Origin of the sequence: Mesorhizobium sp. WSM3859, from assembly GCF_002295065.1 — a bacterium.
GTDB lineage: Bacteria > Pseudomonadota > Alphaproteobacteria > Rhizobiales > Rhizobiaceae > Mesorhizobium.
Map to the genome: position 1 here is coordinate 14,019 of NZ_NSGG01000026.1, position 17,284 is coordinate 31,302.

Sequence of the window (17,284 nt, forward strand, 5' to 3'; positions counted from 1 at the left end):
CCGACGTGCTTGTCCAGCGCTTTCTTGCCATTGGAGAAGCCGCTGAACGGCGTTGTCGCCGTAGTGGTGAAAACGTACTCGGATGGCCGTAACCGTCAGCGCCGTTCTCGTAGATCCATGTCGTGATCCGAGAATCATTGATGGCCTTCGGAACGACCTTCTTGCCCTCGGCATACCTGACGGGTGAAGTCGCAATGCTCGACCCGGTTCCCGCCCGCAACGGCCATTCGTCAATCGACGAAAGCTCTTAGACTAGTACGCGAAAGGAATGGCTCCCTGCGCGGAGGACGTATCAGTGAGGACCAGCGTTGCCTACTCCTGACATCCTCACACCCCGATCGCCGCCACCAGCACCCGGTTCTGCCGTCGTATCGCCGCCCTTAGCTCCGGTATCCTCGCCTCATCTTGCTTCACGAACTCGATGAACATCATGTTCATGTTGTTGAAGATCAGCTCGCCCACCGCTGGCCCGTCTATGTCCGGACGCACAAGGCCGATCTGCTGCAGGCGCGTGATCAGCGCGCTGATCTGCCTGGTCAGTTCCCGGTCCAGCGCGGTGTAGGCCTGGCCGAAGGGGCTGTCGGGCAATTGCGTCGAGATCGCCATCGCCTGGCGCCACATTTCCTTGCTCAGATAATTCAGCGAGTGCTCGATATAGATGCCGATCAGCGTGTCGAGCGCGTCGCCGACATTGGCCGGCGGGCTGGCGACTACCCCTCGCCCGGCATTCAGCACCTCATTGACCTCCATCGACACGATGGCGCCGAGGATGTCGCCCTTGTTCTGGTAGTAATTGTAGATGGTGCCGATCGAGACTTCGGCCTGCGCGGCGATCGCCTCGATCTTGGCGCCTTCGTAGCCGGCCTCGCGAAACAGCGCGGTGGCCGCATCGATGATGCGGCGGTGCCGGTCCGCCTTCTGCCGTTCGCGCAATCCGCTCATATCGGCCTCTCTGCCACAAAATCATAATTGACTCAATTTTAGAATTGGTTCAACTTTTCTTCCAACAAGCCAGCAAGGCAGGGAGAACACTCGATGACCGTCAATGCCCGGACTCCGCTTTCCACCCTGAAGTCCCATCTCGCAGCCGCCTGCGCGGCTACCGCGTTGCTCGTCGCGGCGAGCGGCGCCCAGGCAGCCGATCTCAACGCGCTGATCTGGTGCGACCATTCCGATCCGGCGCTGCTCGAGCCATTCGAGAAGGCCAACGACGTCAAGGTCAACGTCAAGGAATTCGAGGGCACCGGCGCGGGGCTGGCCATCGTCGACCAGTCGCAGCCAGGCGACTGGGACGTGATGGTGATCGATTCCATCGATGTGCCGCGCGGCGTCGAAAAGGGCCTGTTCGAGCCGCTGCCCGAGGACAAACTGCCCTTCGCCGATCTCTTCCCCGAAGTGAAGATGGACAAGTCGACCATCGTCGACGGCAAGCGCTACGGCATCACCGAAAAGTTCGGCTACAACACGATCGGTTTCAACAAGACCAAGATCGACCCGGCCGACATGCAGTCGCTGGCCTCGCTCACCAGCGACAAATACAAGGGCAAGGTCGCGATCTACGATTACTACCTGCCTGTGATCGGCATGGCCGCTCTCGCCATCGGCAAGAAGACCGCCGATCTCACCGAGGCCGACCTGCCGGCGCTGAAGGCCGAACTGCTCAAGATGAAGGCCAATGCCAAGCTGGTCGGCGAGGTTACCGCCAGCCAGACGGCTCTCGCCACCGGCGAGGTCGACATCCTGGTCGGCGGTGGCGAGTGGGTGACGGCCGGCCTTGCCAAGGAGAACCCGGCGCTCGACTTCTCGATCCCGAAGGAGGGCGCTGTGCTGTGGTCGCAGTCGCTCGCCATGTTCAAGGATTCCAAGAACAAGGACATGGCGCTGAAATTCATCCAGTACATCATGAGCCCGGAGGGCCAGGCACGCCTTGCCACCTCCTCCTGCTACTGGGGCATGCCGGCGAACAAGACCGCGGCGCTGACCGACGAGCAGAAGAAGATCCTGCGCTTCGACGAGCAGCCCGGCTTCCTCGCCCGCGCCCAGGCCTATCCGGCGCCGAATGCCGATCTCGACAAGAAGATGCAGGACATGTGGACCGAAATGCTGCAGGCGCAGTAAATCGGCCGATGAGCGTTTGTGGACGCAACTCGCGTGCCCTGCCCTGGGCGCTGGTCACGCCGGCGCTGGTGTGGACGCTTCTGTTCTTCGTGCTGCCCTTCATCGCCATGGGGCTTTCCAGCCTCACGGCGCATGAAGGCGGCGGCTTCACTCTAGCCAATTACAGCCAGTTCTTCACCGATCCGTCCTATTGGTGGGCGATGGTGAACTCGCTGGAGGTGACGGCGATCGTCACCGTGATCTCGATCCTGCTCGCCTACCCCTTCGCCTGGATCCTCGCCGAGATGGTTCCGGAACGCCGGCAGCGGCTGGCGCTGATGCTGGCCGTGCTGCCGTTCTGGACATCCTATGTCGTGCGCTCCTATTCCTGGCTGCTGGTGCTGGCGCAGAACGGCGTCATCAACCGGACGCTCACAGGTATCGGCCTCATCGGCGAACCGCTGCAGCTTGCCAACACGCGCTTCGCCACCGTCACCGGCTTCGTGCACTTCTTCGTCATGCTTTTGACGCTGACGATCTTCGCCAATCTCAAGCAGCTCAGCCCGAGCTACCGCAAGGCTGCCGCCGATCTCGGCGCCGGGCCGGTCCGCACCTTCCTGCATGTCGTGCTGCCGCTGACCTTGCCCGGCATCATGGTCGGCGCCTTCCTCACCTTCGTGCTCTGCATCGGCGACTACATCACGCCGCAGATCCTCGGCGGCAACAACGAGCTGGTCATGCCGCAACTGGTCATGATGCAGATCGGCCGGCGCGGCGATTTCCCGCTCGCCTCGGCGCTGTCGATCATCCTGATGGCGGTGGTGACCATCGCCTATCTCGCCTGCGCGCGCTGGCTGAAGATCGAGCGGGCCTGACGATGCGCGCCGCCGTCCGCCTCGCTGCCTGGGTCTACGCGATCGCCGTCTACGGCTTCATCTTCCTTCCCGTGGTCGTGCTGGTGCTGTTTTCGCTGCAGGCGACCTCCTTCCCGATCCCGCCCTTCACCGGCCCGTCGCTGCGCTGGTACCAGGCGGTGCTGTCCGATGCGCGGCTGACCTCGGCGCTGGTCAATTCGCTGCTGGTGGCGGTGCTTTCTTCGCTTGCCTCGATCGCGCTTGGCTTCCTGTCGGCCTGGGGTTTCGCGCGCTTCGTGCTGCCGGGCTCGGCCTTGCTGCGCGGGCTGATCACGCTGCCGCTCACCGTCAGCTATCTCATCATCGGCATGGGGCTTTTGGTGCTGTTCAACTGGGCCGGCGTGCCGAAATCGCTTCTAGCCGCCGGCATCGGCCATGTGGTGATCAACCTGCCGCTCTGCTTCGCCATCATCTACAGCCAGATGGGCGACCACCAGATCAACATCGAGCGCGCCGCGCGCGACCTCGGCGCCGCCGAATGGAAGGTGCTCTTGATGATCACCGTGCCGGTGATGGCGCCGGCGATCTTCGCCGGCTTCTTCCTGTCGATGACGTTTTCCTGGGACGAGTTCGTCATCTCCTTCCTGCTCACCCGTTTCGAGACGACGCTGCCGGTGGAAATCTGGAATCTCCTGCGCTCCGGCCTCAATCCCAAGACCAATGCCGTCGGCTCGCTGGTCTTTGCGGTCTCCATTGTGCTGGTTGTGTTTTTCGAACTGACGCTGTTGCGGAGAAAGCCGGCATGAGCGCGCCCCTGGTGGACATCCGCAACGTCTCGCACCGCTTCGGCCAGCTTGCCGTGCTGAAGGACGTCTCGCTCGCCATCGAGCCCGGCAGCTACACGATCCTGCTCGGGCCGTCGGGCTCCGGCAAAACGACGCTGCTTTCGATCCTTGGCGGCTTCGTCACGCCGAGCGAAGGCAAGGTCTTCATTCGTGGCCAGGATTGCACCGCCGTGCCGCCGGCCAGGCGCCCGACGACCACCGTGTTCCAGGACTATGCGCTGTTTCCGCATATGAGCGTCGGCTCCAATGTCGGCTTCGGGCTGCGCATGCAGGGCGTTGACGGTGCGACCCGGGCGGCGAAGGCGCGCGATGCGCTGGCGCTTGTCGGGCTGGCGGCTGCCTTCGACAAAAAGCCGCATCAGCTCTCCGGCGGCCAGCGGCAGCGCGTGGCGCTGGCCCGCGCGCTGGTCATCGAGCCGGCGGTGCTGCTGCTCGACGAGCCGCTCGGCGCGCTGGATCTCAAGCTGCGCCGGCAGATGCAGGACGAACTGAAGGCGATCCAGAAGCGCGTCGGCACCGCCTTTGTCCATGTCACGCATGACCAGGAAGAAGCGATGGCGCTGGCGGACCATTGCGTGGTGATGAATGACGGCCGCATCGAGGATGAAGGCCCGCCCGAGCGCGTCTATGCGCGGCCGAAAACACGCTTCTCCGCCACCTTCATGGGCGAAAGCACCATCCTTGCCGGCACCGTGACCGAGGCGAGGAACGGGATCGTCACGGTCTCGACGGCGGTCGGGCCGATTTCGGTGCACGGCACGTCGCCTGCCGGCGGCAAGATCGCGCTCGCGATCCGGCCCGAGCACCTGGTTCTCGACGAGGCGAAAGGCGATATCGCGCTGGGCAAGGCGAAGGTCGGTGACGTCGTCTTCCAGGGCAGCTTCAAGCGCGTGCTGGCCGCCTCGGCGCAGGATCCCGCTCTGCAATTCATCGCCAAGGCGCCCGCTTCGGCTGCCGTTCAGGCAGGCGACACGATCGCGGTTTCATGCAACGCTCAGGACATCATCCTGCTGGCGGACTGAGCCATGAGCATGCTTCCGGTCATCGAGGCTCCCGACTGGTACGAAACCATCCGCATGGGCGACGACATCACGCTCATCCATGAGCCGTGGATAAAGCCGTTCTTCCGCTGCAACATCTGGCATGTGCGCGGGCGCGACCGCGACCTGTTGTTCGACACCGGCCTTGGCCATTTCAGCCTGAGCAGCCATGTGCCGCTGGTGAGCGAACGCAAGCTTACCTGCGTCGCCAGCCACACGCATTTCGACCATATCGGCTGCCACCACGAGTTCCCGGACCGCTGCGTGCATGCGGCGGAAGCGGCAATCCTCGCCGATCCGCGCAACGAATGGACGGTCGCGGACCGTTACGCCAATGAAGAGATGTTCGATCGCCAGCCGCAAGGCTGGGACACGGCGGGCTATCGCATCCCGCCCGCTCCCGCCGGCAGGCTGCTCGGACATGGCGACGTCATCGACCTAGGCGACCGCGCCTTCGAGGTCATCCACACGCCTGGACATTCGCCTGGCGGCATCGCGCTCTACGAAAAGAAAACCGGCATCCTGCTGTCGGGCGACATCGTCTATGATGGGCCGCTGATCGACGACGTCTATCACTCAGATATTGAGGACTATGTCGGGACGCTGCTCGCCATGCGCGATCTCGAGGTGTCGATCGTCCATGGCGGCCATTTCCCAAGCTTCGGCAAGGTGCGCTACCGGCAACTCATCGATGAATATGTCGCGGGCAAACGCAAAGCCGGCTGCCACCTGCGGGGCGGCTGAGCGATAAGGCGAAGCGAAGCCTACAGCGCTCGTTGCGGGCAAGGCGTTCCCGTGGCGTCACCGCAACGGGAAACTGTCGGCTGCGGCCGCTGGCTCATCTCTTCCGAGTGGCGCACGAGTTCTGCGAACATCAGCGCGAAACTTCCCATCATCAGGAAGACTATGATCAAACGCGTTACCGGCAATAGACAGGTCTCTCGACTGGCCAGCCCCCGCCAACCCATCCACTGTCGGCTAACATGATCGATATGGCTTTACGAGTGTTTAAGCTTCCTCTTAACCATTGTGGCCATCACATTCATGTCGCTCCTGTCACGAAGCGCGATTGCCCGGTGTGATCCGCCGGCCAGTGCTGCACCCTTCACAGATATGGGCCACGCATGCTACGCCGTCGCCGGCGCGGCCCCGCAGACGGTCGCCCTCCGGGAGCCATGAGCAAAGCCGCCAGCCGTTTCGCCTTCGTCTCGTCCGACACCGACGACGCCCTCGCCGCGCGGGAAAGTCTGTCGGCGCGCTATGGGCAGGTGCCTGTCGCCGAGGCGGAGATCATCATCGCGCTCGGCGGCGACGGTTTTCTTCTGCAGACGCTGCGCGAGACGATGAGCACAGGCAAGAAGGTCTACGGCATGAACCGTGGCACCATCGGCTTCCTGATGAACGAATATCGCGCCGGCGGTCTTGAGGAACGCATCGCCAACGCCGTTGCCGAGACGATCCGGCCGCTGGAAATGGTCGCCGTGACGCATGACGGCGAATCCGTTTCGGCGCCGGCCATCAACGAGGTGGCGCTGTGGCGCCAATCCTACCAGACGGCGAAGATCCGCATCACCATCGACGGCCAGGTGCGGCTGGAAGAACTGAATTGCGACGGCGTCATGATCGCCACCCCCGCCGGCTCCACGGCCTATAATCTGTCGGCGCACGGGCCGATCCTGCCGCTCGACGCACCGCTCCTGGCATTGACGCCGGTCAGCCCTTTCCGGCCGCGCCGCTGGCGCGGGGCGCTGCTGTCCAACAAGGCGACCGTGCGTTTCGACATACTGGAAGCCGAAAAGCGCCCAGTGAATGCCGCCGCGGACCATACCGAGGTCAAGGCGGTTGCCTCCGTCACCGTGCGGGAATCGCCGACGGCGACGGCAACTTTGCTGTTCGATCCGAACCATTCCTGGAACGAACGCATCCTTGCCGAGCAGTTCCGCTACTGAGCCGGCGCGGCGATATTGTTTCGATTAAGCATCGCGATTAAGGTTACGTCTTCACAATCACCGGGATTTCCGGCTGTTTCTGTTGACAAATCGCGGACTTGCGCCTAACTGCAACCGCGATCTTGCAAGCGCGCGGCGCCTGCCGCAACACGTGTTGCGATTTTCCCGAACCAGCCAAAGACATCAAAAACTTGTCCTCAGACACCACGACCGCTCAAGAAGCGTTGACCTTTTCGGACCTTGGCCTTTCGCCGAAGGTCCTCTCCGCAGTCTCAGATGCCGGCTACACCAAGCCGACTCCGATCCAGGGCGGCGCCATCCCGCATGCGCTGCTCGGCAAGGACGTGCTGGGCATCGCCCAGACCGGCACCGGCAAGACCGCTTCCTTCGTGCTGCCGATGCTGACGCGATTGGAAAAGGGCCGGGCGCGCGCCCGCATGCCGCGCACGCTGATCCTCGAGCCGACGCGCGAGCTCGCCGCGCAGGTCGAGGAAAACTTCATCAAATACGGCAAGAACCACAAGCTCAACATCGCGCTTCTGATCGGCGGCGTCTCCTTCGACGAGCAGGACAAGAAGCTCGAACGCGGCGCCGATGTGCTGATCGCGACACCGGGCCGCCTGCTCGATCACCGCGAGCGCGGCAAGCTTCTGCTCAATGGCGTCGAGATCCTTGTCATCGACGAAGCCGACCGCATGCTCGACATGGGTTTCATTCCCGATATCGAGCGCATCTGCGAGATGATCCCGTTCACGCGCCAGACACTGTTCTTCTCGGCCACGATGCCGCCGGAGATCACCAAGCTGACCGAGAAATTCCTGCACGCCCCGGTTCGCGTCGAGGTCTCCAAGGCCGCCTCCACCGCAACCAGCATCACGCAGCGCCTGGTGAAGTCCGGCAACAAGCCCTGGGAAAAGCGCGAGACGCTGCGCAATCTGATCAAGGCCGAAGACGCCGACCTGAAGAACGCCATCATCTTCTGCAACCGCAAGGTCGAGGTGTCGGAGCTGTTCCGCTCGCTGTTGAAGCATGATTTCGACGCCGGCGCCCTGCATGGCGACATGGACCAGCGCGCCCGCATGCAGATGCTTGCCAATTTCCGCGACGGCAAGCTGCGCTATCTCGTTGCCTCGGACGTCGCCGCGCGCGGCCTCGACATTCCCGATGTCAGCCACGTCTTCAACTACGACGTGCCGATCCATGCCGAGGACTATGTCCATCGCATCGGCCGCACCGGCCGCGCCGGACGCGCGGGCAAGTCCTTCACCATCGCCACGCGCTCCGACACCAAATATGTCGACGCCATCGAGAGGCTGATCGGCACCAAGATCGAATGGCATGACGGCGACCTGTCGACCGTGACCGAGAGCGAAGGCGAAGAGCAGCCGCGCCGTGGCCGTGGCGCCCCACGCCGGGCCGGCCGCAAGGACGAGGACCGCAAGGACCGCGGCGAGCGCAAGAAGGACCGTCACGCCAAGCGCGACGAAGCGCCCGAGGTCGCGCGCGAGGAACAGCCCATCGCCGAAGTGGCCGACATCGCCGAACGCCGCGCTCGCAAGGACGCGATCCGTTCCGAGAACGAGCGCAAGGGTTCGGGCAACCGTCACGAGCAGCGCAGCGACGCTCGTCCGCAGCGCGACCGCCCTGGCCGCCATCGCGAGGAAGACGACGCGACCGTCGGCTTCGGCGACGACGTGCCGGCCTTCATGCGGATCGTCGCCAAAGTCTGAGCCTCCACCTGTAGAAGCAGACGTGAAAACGGCCCGGTTCGGGCCGTTTCTTTTTTTGCGCTGTTTTGCTCGCCCTGCCCTACATCGGTCCAGGCATCATCTTGGTCGGCTTCTCCAGCATCGGGAACTCGGCCCTGGTGCATTTCACGTTCGGGTTCGTCGGCGTGAACATGCCGTTCGGATTGTCCCTGAACAGCCAGGCATGCAGGTCGTAGTGAACGAACTCCCTCGGGATGAGCGGGTAGTGTCCTTCCATCGGCCCCATGAATTTCTGGCCGAACAGCTTTGGAGCTTCCTTCACGTCCGGCGTCAAAGGCACCAGCCATTCCACGCCGACCAGTTTAAGACCTTTCCTGGTCGGCTCGTAGATCAGGACGTTGGGCTTCATCGGATCGAGCGGCTTGCCGATGCTCGGGACGTTGACGAAATGGACGCCCATGGCGCCCTTGGGATAGTACATCGCGCCGTCTATCTTTTCTCCGTTGTAGTAGACGCAGCCTTCGGTCGACAGATAGAGGTCGCGGATGGCGGCCGTGTAATCCTCATACTTGGCCAGGGATTTCTTCAGGGCTTCGATATCGGCCTTATTGGCATCCTCTGCCCGAGCCGTGGCGGCTCCGAGCCATGCGCCCAAAAGGCCAGTCAAAACGAGGGCGCCGCAGCGCCCGAGGCGAGTTGTTCTTGTCATGCATTCCTCCCAGATTCCCTTGATCTGGCCGTGCAAGACCGGGGCGGCAGTGGTGGTTGCGCGGCCGGTTTGACCGCCCCATCCCCTCTGGAACAGCCAAATGGTAGTCCTTTCCCTGGATTTGGAAAGTATCAATTAGAACAAGCTAATGTCCTAAGACCTTCGCCCCATCTTCGGACAGAGCCAACGAAAAACGGCCCCACTCGGGGCCGTTCTGCTTGGTGGCAATTCGCTTCTGGCGCGTTTTCTCAGGTGAGCGGCGACAGCTGGATTTCGACGCGCCGGTTCTGCTCGCGGCCGGCGGCCGTCGCATTGGATGCGATCGGGCGCGTCTTGCCGAAGCCGGTGACGGCGAAGCGGCGCTCATCGACGCCCTGGCCGGCCAGGTAATTGCCGACGGCGAGCGCGCGGCGCTGCGACAGGTCGAAATTGTGCTGGTCGCCGCCGGTCGAATCGGTGTGGCCGAAAACGTCCACCGTGGTCTGGCGGAATTTTTTCAGCACCAGCGCGACCGAATTCAGCACCGGATAGAAGCCCGGCTTCACCGCGTCCTGGTCGACGTTGAAGGTGATGTCGGACGGCATGTTGAGGATGATCTGGTCGCCGCTGCGGGTGACGCTGACGCCAGTGCCCTGCAGCTGGCGGCGAAGCTCGGCCTCGTTCTGGTCCATGGTCGCGCCGATCGCGCCGCCGGCGAGCGCGCCGATGCCGGCGCCGATCAACGCGTTGCGGCGGTCATTGCCGCCGGCGAGCAGACCAAGGCTGGCGCCTGCCAGCGCGCCAAGGCCGGCTCCGGCCGCCGTGTTGGAAATCTTCTGGTCGCCGGTATACGGATCGGTGGTGGTGCAGGCGCTCACCAGCACAGCCGTCGCCACGACGACGAGCACGGTCTTCTTCATGAGATTGGTCCCTCTCCAATTCGCGGCCCTTGCGGCCACGCCAAATCAGCCCTTCCGCAGCCTTGTAGCATGAAATGCGGCGAAAAACGGAACGGGAATGCGGCCGCAAACCGGCTGGCCGCTCCCGCTTCGCCTCTACCACAGATTCTTGCCGTCGATGACCACCACCTCGACCTTGTCCAGGTCGAAATCGTCAAACAGGCGCGAATTGACACTGATCTTCGGATTGTCGAAATCCGGCTTCCCGGTCGACCAGTCCGGCGTCTCGGTGAAGGTGCCGCAACCGCAAATGGCGCAGAAACCATGCTTCACGGTCTTCGAGCCCCAGCGATAGAAAGCGACGTTCTCCGGTGGGCTCGTAAGCTTGAATTGCGATGGCACATAGTAGGCCCATAGCGACCCGCGCTTCGAGCAGAACGAGCATGTGCATTGCGTCACCGTCTGCGGCGCCTCGGCAACCTCGAAGGTTGTCGCCTTGCAGTGGCAGCCGCCTTTGATGGTCATGAACTCACCTCTCCGTTGTCCGCCGCGCCCATATTGCACGCAATTCCGAACCGAAAACCGCTACGCAATTTTCCTGGAATTGCTCGGTGGCAAGGCAGCATAAAGAAGCAGTCCTGACAACCGTCTGTCGGCAGCTTCGGCAGAGATGCTGGCGTGCTCGAAGGCTAATAAGAGGGCGGCGGCACGAACAGGCAGATGGTCTTGCCGGCGTCGAGCCCGGCCTGATGCGCGCACCAGTGATATTCGCCGTCGGGCGAATTCTTGACCCGCTTGTCGCTATAGGCCACCACCTCGCCCGTGCCTTCTATGACATAGCCTTCGGGCCGCTCGCTGATCGATGACTGCGGCACTTCCTTGCAATCGAAGTTGGCACAACAGGCAAAGGGGTATTTCCAGCCTTGCGGCGTGGCCGCCGTCGGCTGGGCGTCGTGCGCGATAGCCGGCGGCGCCAGCACCGAGATGGCCCCAACTGCGAACAGCGAGCACAAAAGTCGGCCAGCCGGTCGAACGGCTTGGGCCGATCTTGATATGGCAGCAGACATCGAAGCGTTCCTTTCGAGCATCAAGCGTTGTCGCTTGCCCGTTCCCGGAACGTATCTTCCCAGTGGCCGGATCGTCGGTCGCAGATATGCCGCAGCCGGCCATAAATGCTTTTAACCCCAGCACAGAAGCTGGGCTGATTCCTCGACTGACGCAAGCAACCGGCGATGCGGCGTTTTGCACCAGCCTCTGCCATCCAGAACCGTGTGCCGGCCTGGCTAACGACCAGTTAGCCGCACGGTACCAGTGCCCGACAACGGGAAACGGCTCAAGCTGGTTCCGGACGTTCAGCCGGGAACATGCCCATCATACTGCGGCAAGTCGTCGGCGATTGTGAACCACTTCGCCTTGGAGCCGACAAAGATGTGCGCGGTCGGCCGTATGCTCGGATCGTCGACCAAGGTTCCCATAGCGACGTGGACATAGGCACCGCCGCGGACCAGCGAATAGAGCAGCGAGCCGCATCTGCCGCAATGCGCGTCATGGCCGCTCTCGTCGCCGAAAATCAGCAGCCTGTCGTCGCCCGCGGTGAGACGGAACTTGCCACGTTCGATGCCGGCGAAGGGCTTGAACGCCGACCCCGTCGTGCGCCGGCAGTTGGAGCAGTGGCAGTTCGCGGCATAGACGAATTCGTCCGCCACTTCATAGTGAACGGCGCCGCAGAAGCATTTCCCGGTAAGTTTGCGCGTCACCGGATCTTCCTTTGTGCAACGGCGGATATGCCCAGGTCCATGTCAGGCTGACCCGAGAATGGCAGTTTCCGAGAGCCGGAGCGGAGCGTACTTAAAGTACGTGAGCAGCGGAAGCGCAGGAAACCGTCATTCGCAGGCCGGCCTCACCTGGATATGGGCATATCCTAATCCAGGTCCGCCACCGCTTCGCCCGCACCGCCCTCGATGCGATGCGAGAGCGAGGCTTCCATGAACTCGTCGAGGTCGCCGTCGAGCACGCTCGACGGCGAGGTGCTTTCGACGCCGGTGCGCAGATCCTTCACGAGCTGATAGGGCTGCAGCACGTAGGAGCGGATCTGGTGGCCCCAGCCGATGTCGCTCTTCGAGGCTTCCGTGGCGTTGGCGACCGCCTCGCGCTTCTTCAGCTCTTCCTCGTAGAGGCGCGAGCGCAGCATTTCCCAGGCCTTGGCGCGGTTCTTGTGCTGCGAGCGCTCGGCCTGACAGGCAACCGCGATGCCGGTCGCGAGATGGGTGATGCGGACCGCCGAGTCGGTGGTGTTGACGTGCTGGCCGCCGGAACCGGAGGAGCGATAAGTATCGATGCGCACGTCAGATTCCGAGACATCGATCTCTATCTTGTCGTCGACGACAGGATAGACCCAGACACTAGAGAAGGAGGTGTGGCGCCGCGCATTGCTGTCGTAGGGCGAGATGCGTACCAGGCGGTGGACGCCGGATTCCGTCTTCAGCCAGCCATAAGCGTTGTGGCCCTTGATCAGCACTGTGGCAGACTTGATGCCCGCCTCTTCGCCGTCATGGACTTCCAGCACCTCGACCTTGAAACGGCGGCGCTCAGCCCAGCGCGTGTACATGCGCAGCAGCATCGAGGCCCAGTCCTGGCTTTCGGTACCGCCCGCGCCGGCATGGATTTCAAGATAGGTGTCGTTGGCGTCGGCTTCGCCGGAAAGCAGCGTCTCGACCTGCCGGGCCTTCGCCTCGCCCTGCATCGAGCGCAGCGCAGCCTCCGCTTCCGCGATGATGCCGTCGTCGCCCTCTTCCTCGCCGAGCTCGATCAGGCCGATATTGTCGTCCAGCGCCTGTGTCATTCCCTTGACGGCGGCAATGCCGTCCTCCAGCTCCTGGCGCTCCCGCATCAGCTTCTGCGCTTCGATCGGATCATTCCAGAGGCTGGAATCCTCGGCGCGCGAATTCAGGTATTCAAGCCGCTTTACAGCCTGATCCCAGTCAAAGATGCCTCCTCAGCAGGGTTATCGCCTGCCTGATCTCGTCGACAATGTTGAGCGTTTCCGCGCGCATGGCTCTTCGTTCGGTCCTGTTCTTTCGGTCTTTTCGGAATAGGCGCGATACATAGGCACGGCATCGCCGCCTGTAAAGCGAAATGGGCCGGCGGTCCCGCCAGCCCATTCGAGAACTATCGAGACGTCAGTAGAGCCCGCCGCCGCCGTCCTGGATGGCCTGGTTGGCTTGTGGCGACAGCGCGCCACCCGAACCGTTGGAGCCATCCGCGCCCATGCCGATCACCCAGTAGCTGTCGGCCGGGCCGGTGCCTGGCTTGAACGCCTCGACGATGGTGTTGGGATCGCCTTCGGCGGCGCGCATGCCGGTCTTGCGGTTGATGGCGATGAGCTTCATGCCGTCCGGAACCTGGAAGTCGGTGTTCGGCTTGCCGTCGAGCGCCACGCGCATGAAGTCCTTGAAGATCGGCGCGGCGAGACCGCCGCCCGTGGCACCCTTGCCGAGCCCGCGCGGCGTGTCGTAGCCCATGTAGAGACCGACGACGAGGTTTGGCGTGAAGCCGATGAACCAGGCGTCCTTTTCGTCATTGGTGGTGCCGGTCTTGCCGGCGATGTGGCGGCCGAGCTCGCCGATGGTGGCGCCGGTGCCGCGCTGCACGACACCTTCCATCATCGAGGTGATCTGGTAGGCCGTCATCGGGTCGAGCACCTGCTCGGAATTGTCGACCAGCTCCGGCTCGGGCTGGTTCTTCCATTCGGTGGCGTTGCAGCCCTCGCAGCCGCGCTCGTCCTGCTTGAACACCGTCTTGCCGTAGCGGTCCTGGATGCGGTCGATGAGCGAGGGTTTGATCGATTTGCCGCCATTGGCCATGATCGAATAGGCCGAGACCATGCGCATGACGGTCGTCTCGCCGGAGCCCAGCGCCATCGGCAGATAGGGCGCCAGGTGGTCGTAGACGCCGAAGCGCTCGGCATATTCCACGACCAGCTTCATGCCCATGTCGTTGGCAAGCCGCACCGTCATCAGGTTGCGCGACTTCTCGATGCCGGAGCGCAAGGTGGCCGGGCCGGCGACCGTGCCGTCATAGTTCTTCGGCGTCCAGGTGGTGTTGCCGCTCTGGATGGTGATCGGGCCGTCCATGATCACGGAGGCAGGCGTGTAGCCATTGTCGAGCGCGGCCGAATAGACAATCGGCTTGAACGAGGAGCCGGGCTGGCGCATCGCCTGGGTCGCGCGGTTGAACTCGGACTGCGCGTAGGAGAATCCGCCGACCATGGCGAGCACGCGGCCGGTATGCGGATCCATGGCGACGAGACCGCCCTCGACCTCGGGCACCTGGCGCAGCATATAGGTGTTGTCGGAGCCTTCGTTCTTCTGCACGAAGACGACGTCGCCGGGCTCCAGCACTTCCGCCGGAGACTTCGCCCTGACGGACTTGCCGTTGACGACGTGACGCATGGCGAAGCCCATATCGTCCTTGCTGACGGTGCCCTCGACGCGGTCCTTGACCAGCTCGCCGGAGACCTGGCGCGTCGGCTGGATGCCGATGGTCAGGCCGTCCGCCGAACTATCGAGCACAACGGCAAGCTTCCATTCCGGCACGTCCTCTAGGCCCTTCGCGTTACCCAGCGGCACGCCCCAGTCGCCGGAAATGTCGATATGCGTGACCGGACCGCGGTAACCGCGCAGCATGTCGTATTTGAGCAGGCCGTTCTGCAGCGACTTGCGGGCGATAAGCTGGATGTTCGGATCAAGCGTGGTGCGCACCGACAGGCCGCCTTCATAGAGCGCGTTCTCGCCGTAGCGGGCGATGATCTGGCGGCGAACTTCCTCCGTGAAATACTCGCCGGCAAACAGATAGGAGCCGTTGCGGCGCGGCGTCACGCCAAGCGGCTCTGCCTTGGCCTTGGCGCCCTCCTCTCGGGTGACGTAGCCATTCTCGACCATCTGGTCGATGACCCAGTTGCGGCGCTCGATCGCGCGGTCCGCGTGCTTGAAGGGATGATAATTGTTCGGGCCCTTGGGCAGCGAGGCGAGATAGGCGGCTTCCGCGACCGTCAGTTCGTTGACCGACTTGTCGAAATAGGTGAGCGCCGCACCCGCGACGCCATAAGCGCCGAAGCCGAAGAAGATTTCATTGAGGTAGAGTTCAAGGATGCGGTCCTTGGAATAGGCCTGCTCGATGCGGAAGGCCAGGATCATCTCCTTGATCTTGCGCTCGTAGGTCTGATCCGAGGTGAGCAGGAAGTTTTTCGCCACCTGCTGGGTGATGGTCGAAGCGCCGACCTGGCGCCGGCCCGAGCCGAGGTTCTGCAGGTTGACGATGATGGCGCGGCCGAGGCCGGTGACGTCGATGCCGGGGTGGTTGTAGAAATTCTTGTCCTCGGCCGACATGAAGGCGGCCTTGACGCGGTCCGGGATGGCCTGGATCGGCAGATAGAGCCGCCGCTCGCGCGCATATTCCGCCATGAGCGAGCCGTCGGAGGCATGAATGCGCGTCGTCACCGGCGGTTCGTATTTGGCCAGAACCTCGTAGTCGGGCAGATCCTTCGCGACATGGCTGATATAGATGGCAAGGCCGGCTGCCACCAGCAACGCCAGCGTCGTGCCGATGCCAAAGAAATAGCCGATGAGACGAATCATACCCGCTCCAGTCCGAGGTTCGGGAATTTCCTAAACGAAGCCGACAGTCGCGCAAGCTTCCCGGGGCGGTCCCAATCCGCAATCAAAAACCCATGTCGCCACCATGTGGACAAAATACGGCAGCGCGAAATTTGAGGACTCGGCCACTCAATAATAACGCCGGGTGTTGTCGTCATGCAACGGCTGCTTGTGGTTGTAGACGCCCGGTGATTGTGAGCGGGCCGGCCGGTCAACCGCCCGTCGCCGTTCCGGCCTTGGCTGCGGCAAACAGGGCGACCGCGTTGGTTATGCTTTGCGCCGCCTTGCCGCGCCAGTCGGCGTTGAGCAGCTGCGCCTCGTCCTTGCTGTTGGACAGGTAGCCAAGCTCGACCAGAACGGACGGCACGTCCGGAGCCTTGAGCACCTTGAAGCCGGCCGAGCGTTGCGGATTGTTGATGAGGCCGACACTGGTCGACAATTGGCCGACCAGCGTATGGGCGAAGCTCATCGAGAAGCCATGCGTTTCCCGGCGGATCAGGTCGATGAGGATGTCGGTGACTTCCTTGTTGTCGTCCTCGATCTTCATTCCCGCGAACTGATCGGACAGGTTCTCGCGATCGGCAAGCGCCTGGGCCTCGGGATCGGAGGCTTTGTCCGAGAGCGTGTAGACCGTGGCGCCGCGAAGACCTTTAACGGCGATCGTATCGGCGTGGATCGAGATCAAGAGGTCCGCCTCATGCTGGCGTGCGATGCGCACACGCTCGTCAAGCGCCAGATAGACGTCGTCGTCGCGTGTCATGAAGACATCGTATTTGCCGACCGCGGCCAGCTTGTCGCGCAATTCCTTGGCAAAAGCGAGCGTGACGTCCTTCTCGACCGTGCCGGCTGAGCTTTCGGCGCCGCCGTCGACGCCGCCATGGCCGGGGTCGATCACCACCGTGAAGCGATGACCGGGCGCCGAGACCGGCCCGGTGCCGACCCGCTCGCCTTTTTCGGTGGAGACCGTCGAACCGGTGGTCAGCGACTGGTTGGCGAGGGCCTCGTCGAACTCCCGTTCGGAGGCGGCCGACATATCGATGGCGATGCGGTAGCCGGTGCCGTCGTCATTCTTGAGCACGTCGAGCTTGTCGACGGCGAAAGGACCCTTGCCGGTCAGGATCAGTCGCGAACCATGTCCCTGATCGCCGTAGCGGACGGCCCGCACAAGGCCACGCGGCTTCACATCCTTGGCGTCGAGAGCGAATCGCGTGCGCGGGAGGTCGACGACCAGGCGATTGGGGCCGCGCAGCAGGAACCATTTGACGTCCGGCTCGCGATCGAAATTAACGACGATGCGCATCTTGGTGGCGTCGCCGGCCATCTTATAGCCGGTCGCGCCAAGCACAGCGTCGGCGTGCGCGGCGGCCGCGAAACAAAGCAGCAGCGCCAGCAGCAGGGCGGCCCGGGCCATGCGCGTGAAATGCGCCGCGGCCCCACCCCTCTTGTCCGCGCTGCCCGCCAGTCCCATCTCTTATCCGTCGCTCCCGGTTTGACGCATTGCGCCCGATCTTCTCGCAGAGTGCCAGTCAGGCCGCCAATTCGATTAACG

Annotated in this window: 16 protein-coding genes; 7 read left to right on the forward strand and 9 right to left on the reverse strand. The window is 63.1% G+C overall.

Annotated features, from left to right (window positions below):
* Window positions 1–327: 327 nt before the first annotated feature.
* Window positions 328–942, reverse strand: a complete 615-nt coding sequence (locus CK230_RS31510) for a TetR/AcrR family transcriptional regulator (RefSeq protein WP_095820679.1) — start codon at window positions 940–942, stop codon at window positions 328–330.
* A 93-nt stretch (window positions 943–1,035) separates the two neighbouring features.
* On the opposite strand from CK230_RS31510, the gene CK230_RS31515 reads away from it, so the two are divergent.
* The 7 genes from CK230_RS31515 (at window position 1,036) to CK230_RS31550 (ending at window position 8,515) form a co-directional block, all read left to right on the forward strand.
* Window positions 1,036–2,118 carry a spermidine/putrescine ABC transporter substrate-binding protein gene (locus CK230_RS31515; protein ID WP_095820680.1) on the forward strand — a complete coding sequence of 361 codons (1,083 nt, stop codon included), beginning with the start codon at window positions 1,036–1,038 and terminating at the stop codon, window positions 2,116–2,118.
* An 8-nt stretch (window positions 2,119–2,126) separates the two neighbouring features.
* Window positions 2,127–2,972: an ABC transporter permease gene (locus CK230_RS31520; protein WP_095820681.1), complete on the forward strand. Its 846-nt coding sequence runs from the start codon at window positions 2,127–2,129 to the stop codon at window positions 2,970–2,972.
* 2 nt (window positions 2,973–2,974) lie between these two features.
* Window positions 2,975–3,757, forward strand: a complete 783-nt coding sequence (locus CK230_RS31525; RefSeq protein WP_095820682.1) for an ABC transporter permease — start codon at window positions 2,975–2,977, stop codon at window positions 3,755–3,757.
* On the forward strand, window positions 3,754–4,818 hold the full coding sequence (locus CK230_RS31530) for an ABC transporter ATP-binding protein (RefSeq protein ID WP_095820683.1): 1,065 nt from the start codon (window positions 3,754–3,756) through the stop codon (window positions 4,816–4,818). Before CK230_RS31525 ends, CK230_RS31530 begins: the two co-directional genes overlap by 4 nt.
* A 3-nt stretch (window positions 4,819–4,821) precedes the next feature.
* Window positions 4,822–5,580: an MBL fold metallo-hydrolase gene (locus tag CK230_RS31535; RefSeq protein ID WP_095820684.1), complete on the forward strand. Its 759-nt coding sequence runs from the start codon at window positions 4,822–4,824 to the stop codon at window positions 5,578–5,580.
* A gap of 431 nt (window positions 5,581–6,011) precedes the next feature.
* On the forward strand, window positions 6,012–6,785 hold the full coding sequence (locus CK230_RS31545) for an NAD kinase (protein ID WP_095820686.1): 774 nt from the start codon (window positions 6,012–6,014) through the stop codon (window positions 6,783–6,785).
* Between the two features lie 191 nt (window positions 6,786–6,976).
* Complete coding sequence (locus CK230_RS31550; RefSeq protein WP_176480295.1) at window positions 6,977–8,515, forward strand: DEAD/DEAH box helicase; 1,539 nt, start codon at window positions 6,977–6,979, stop codon at window positions 8,513–8,515.
* Window positions 8,516–8,594: 79 nt separating this feature from the next.
* Here CK230_RS31550 and CK230_RS31555 read toward each other — a convergent pair whose 3' ends face one another.
* From CK230_RS31555 to CK230_RS31590, 8 genes are all read right to left on the reverse strand, one after another.
* Window positions 8,595–9,203, reverse strand: a complete 609-nt coding sequence (locus tag CK230_RS31555) for a hypothetical protein (RefSeq protein WP_095820688.1) — start codon at window positions 9,201–9,203, stop codon at window positions 8,595–8,597.
* 248 nt (window positions 9,204–9,451) lie between these two features.
* Entirely contained in the window at window positions 9,452–10,102 is a 651-nt protein-coding gene (locus CK230_RS31560) for an OmpA family protein (protein WP_095820689.1), read from the reverse strand.
* A 135-nt stretch (window positions 10,103–10,237) separates the two neighbouring features.
* The gene (locus CK230_RS31565; protein WP_095820690.1) at window positions 10,238–10,606 is read right to left on the reverse strand and encodes a GFA family protein; all 369 of its coding nucleotides are present in this window, start codon (window positions 10,604–10,606) and stop codon (window positions 10,238–10,240) included.
* Between the two features lie 164 nt (window positions 10,607–10,770).
* On the reverse strand, window positions 10,771–11,148 hold the full coding sequence (locus tag CK230_RS31570) for a hypothetical protein (RefSeq protein ID WP_095820713.1): 378 nt from the start codon (window positions 11,146–11,148) through the stop codon (window positions 10,771–10,773).
* 285 nt (window positions 11,149–11,433) lie between these two features.
* Window positions 11,434–11,838 (reverse strand): GFA family protein, encoded by a 405-nt coding sequence (locus tag CK230_RS31575; RefSeq protein ID WP_095820691.1) that lies wholly within the window; start codon window positions 11,836–11,838, stop codon window positions 11,434–11,436.
* Window positions 11,839–12,002: 164 nt separating this feature from the next.
* A protein-coding gene (prfB, locus tag CK230_RS31580) for a peptide chain release factor 2 (protein ID WP_141246169.1) occupies window positions 12,003–13,134 on the reverse strand; the annotation gives its coding sequence in 2 pieces (ribosomal slippage) (window positions 12,003–13,067 and window positions 13,069–13,134; 1,131 coding nt in all).
* A 126-nt stretch (window positions 13,135–13,260) separates the two neighbouring features.
* Complete coding sequence (locus CK230_RS31585; RefSeq protein WP_095820693.1) at window positions 13,261–15,717, reverse strand: penicillin-binding protein 1A; 2,457 nt, start codon at window positions 15,715–15,717, stop codon at window positions 13,261–13,263.
* Window positions 15,718–15,946: 229 nt separating this feature from the next.
* Complete coding sequence (locus CK230_RS31590) at window positions 15,947–17,146, reverse strand: N-acetylmuramoyl-L-alanine amidase (protein ID WP_245430131.1); 1,200 nt, start codon at window positions 17,144–17,146, stop codon at window positions 15,947–15,949.
* Window positions 17,147–17,284 lie beyond the last annotated feature (138 nt).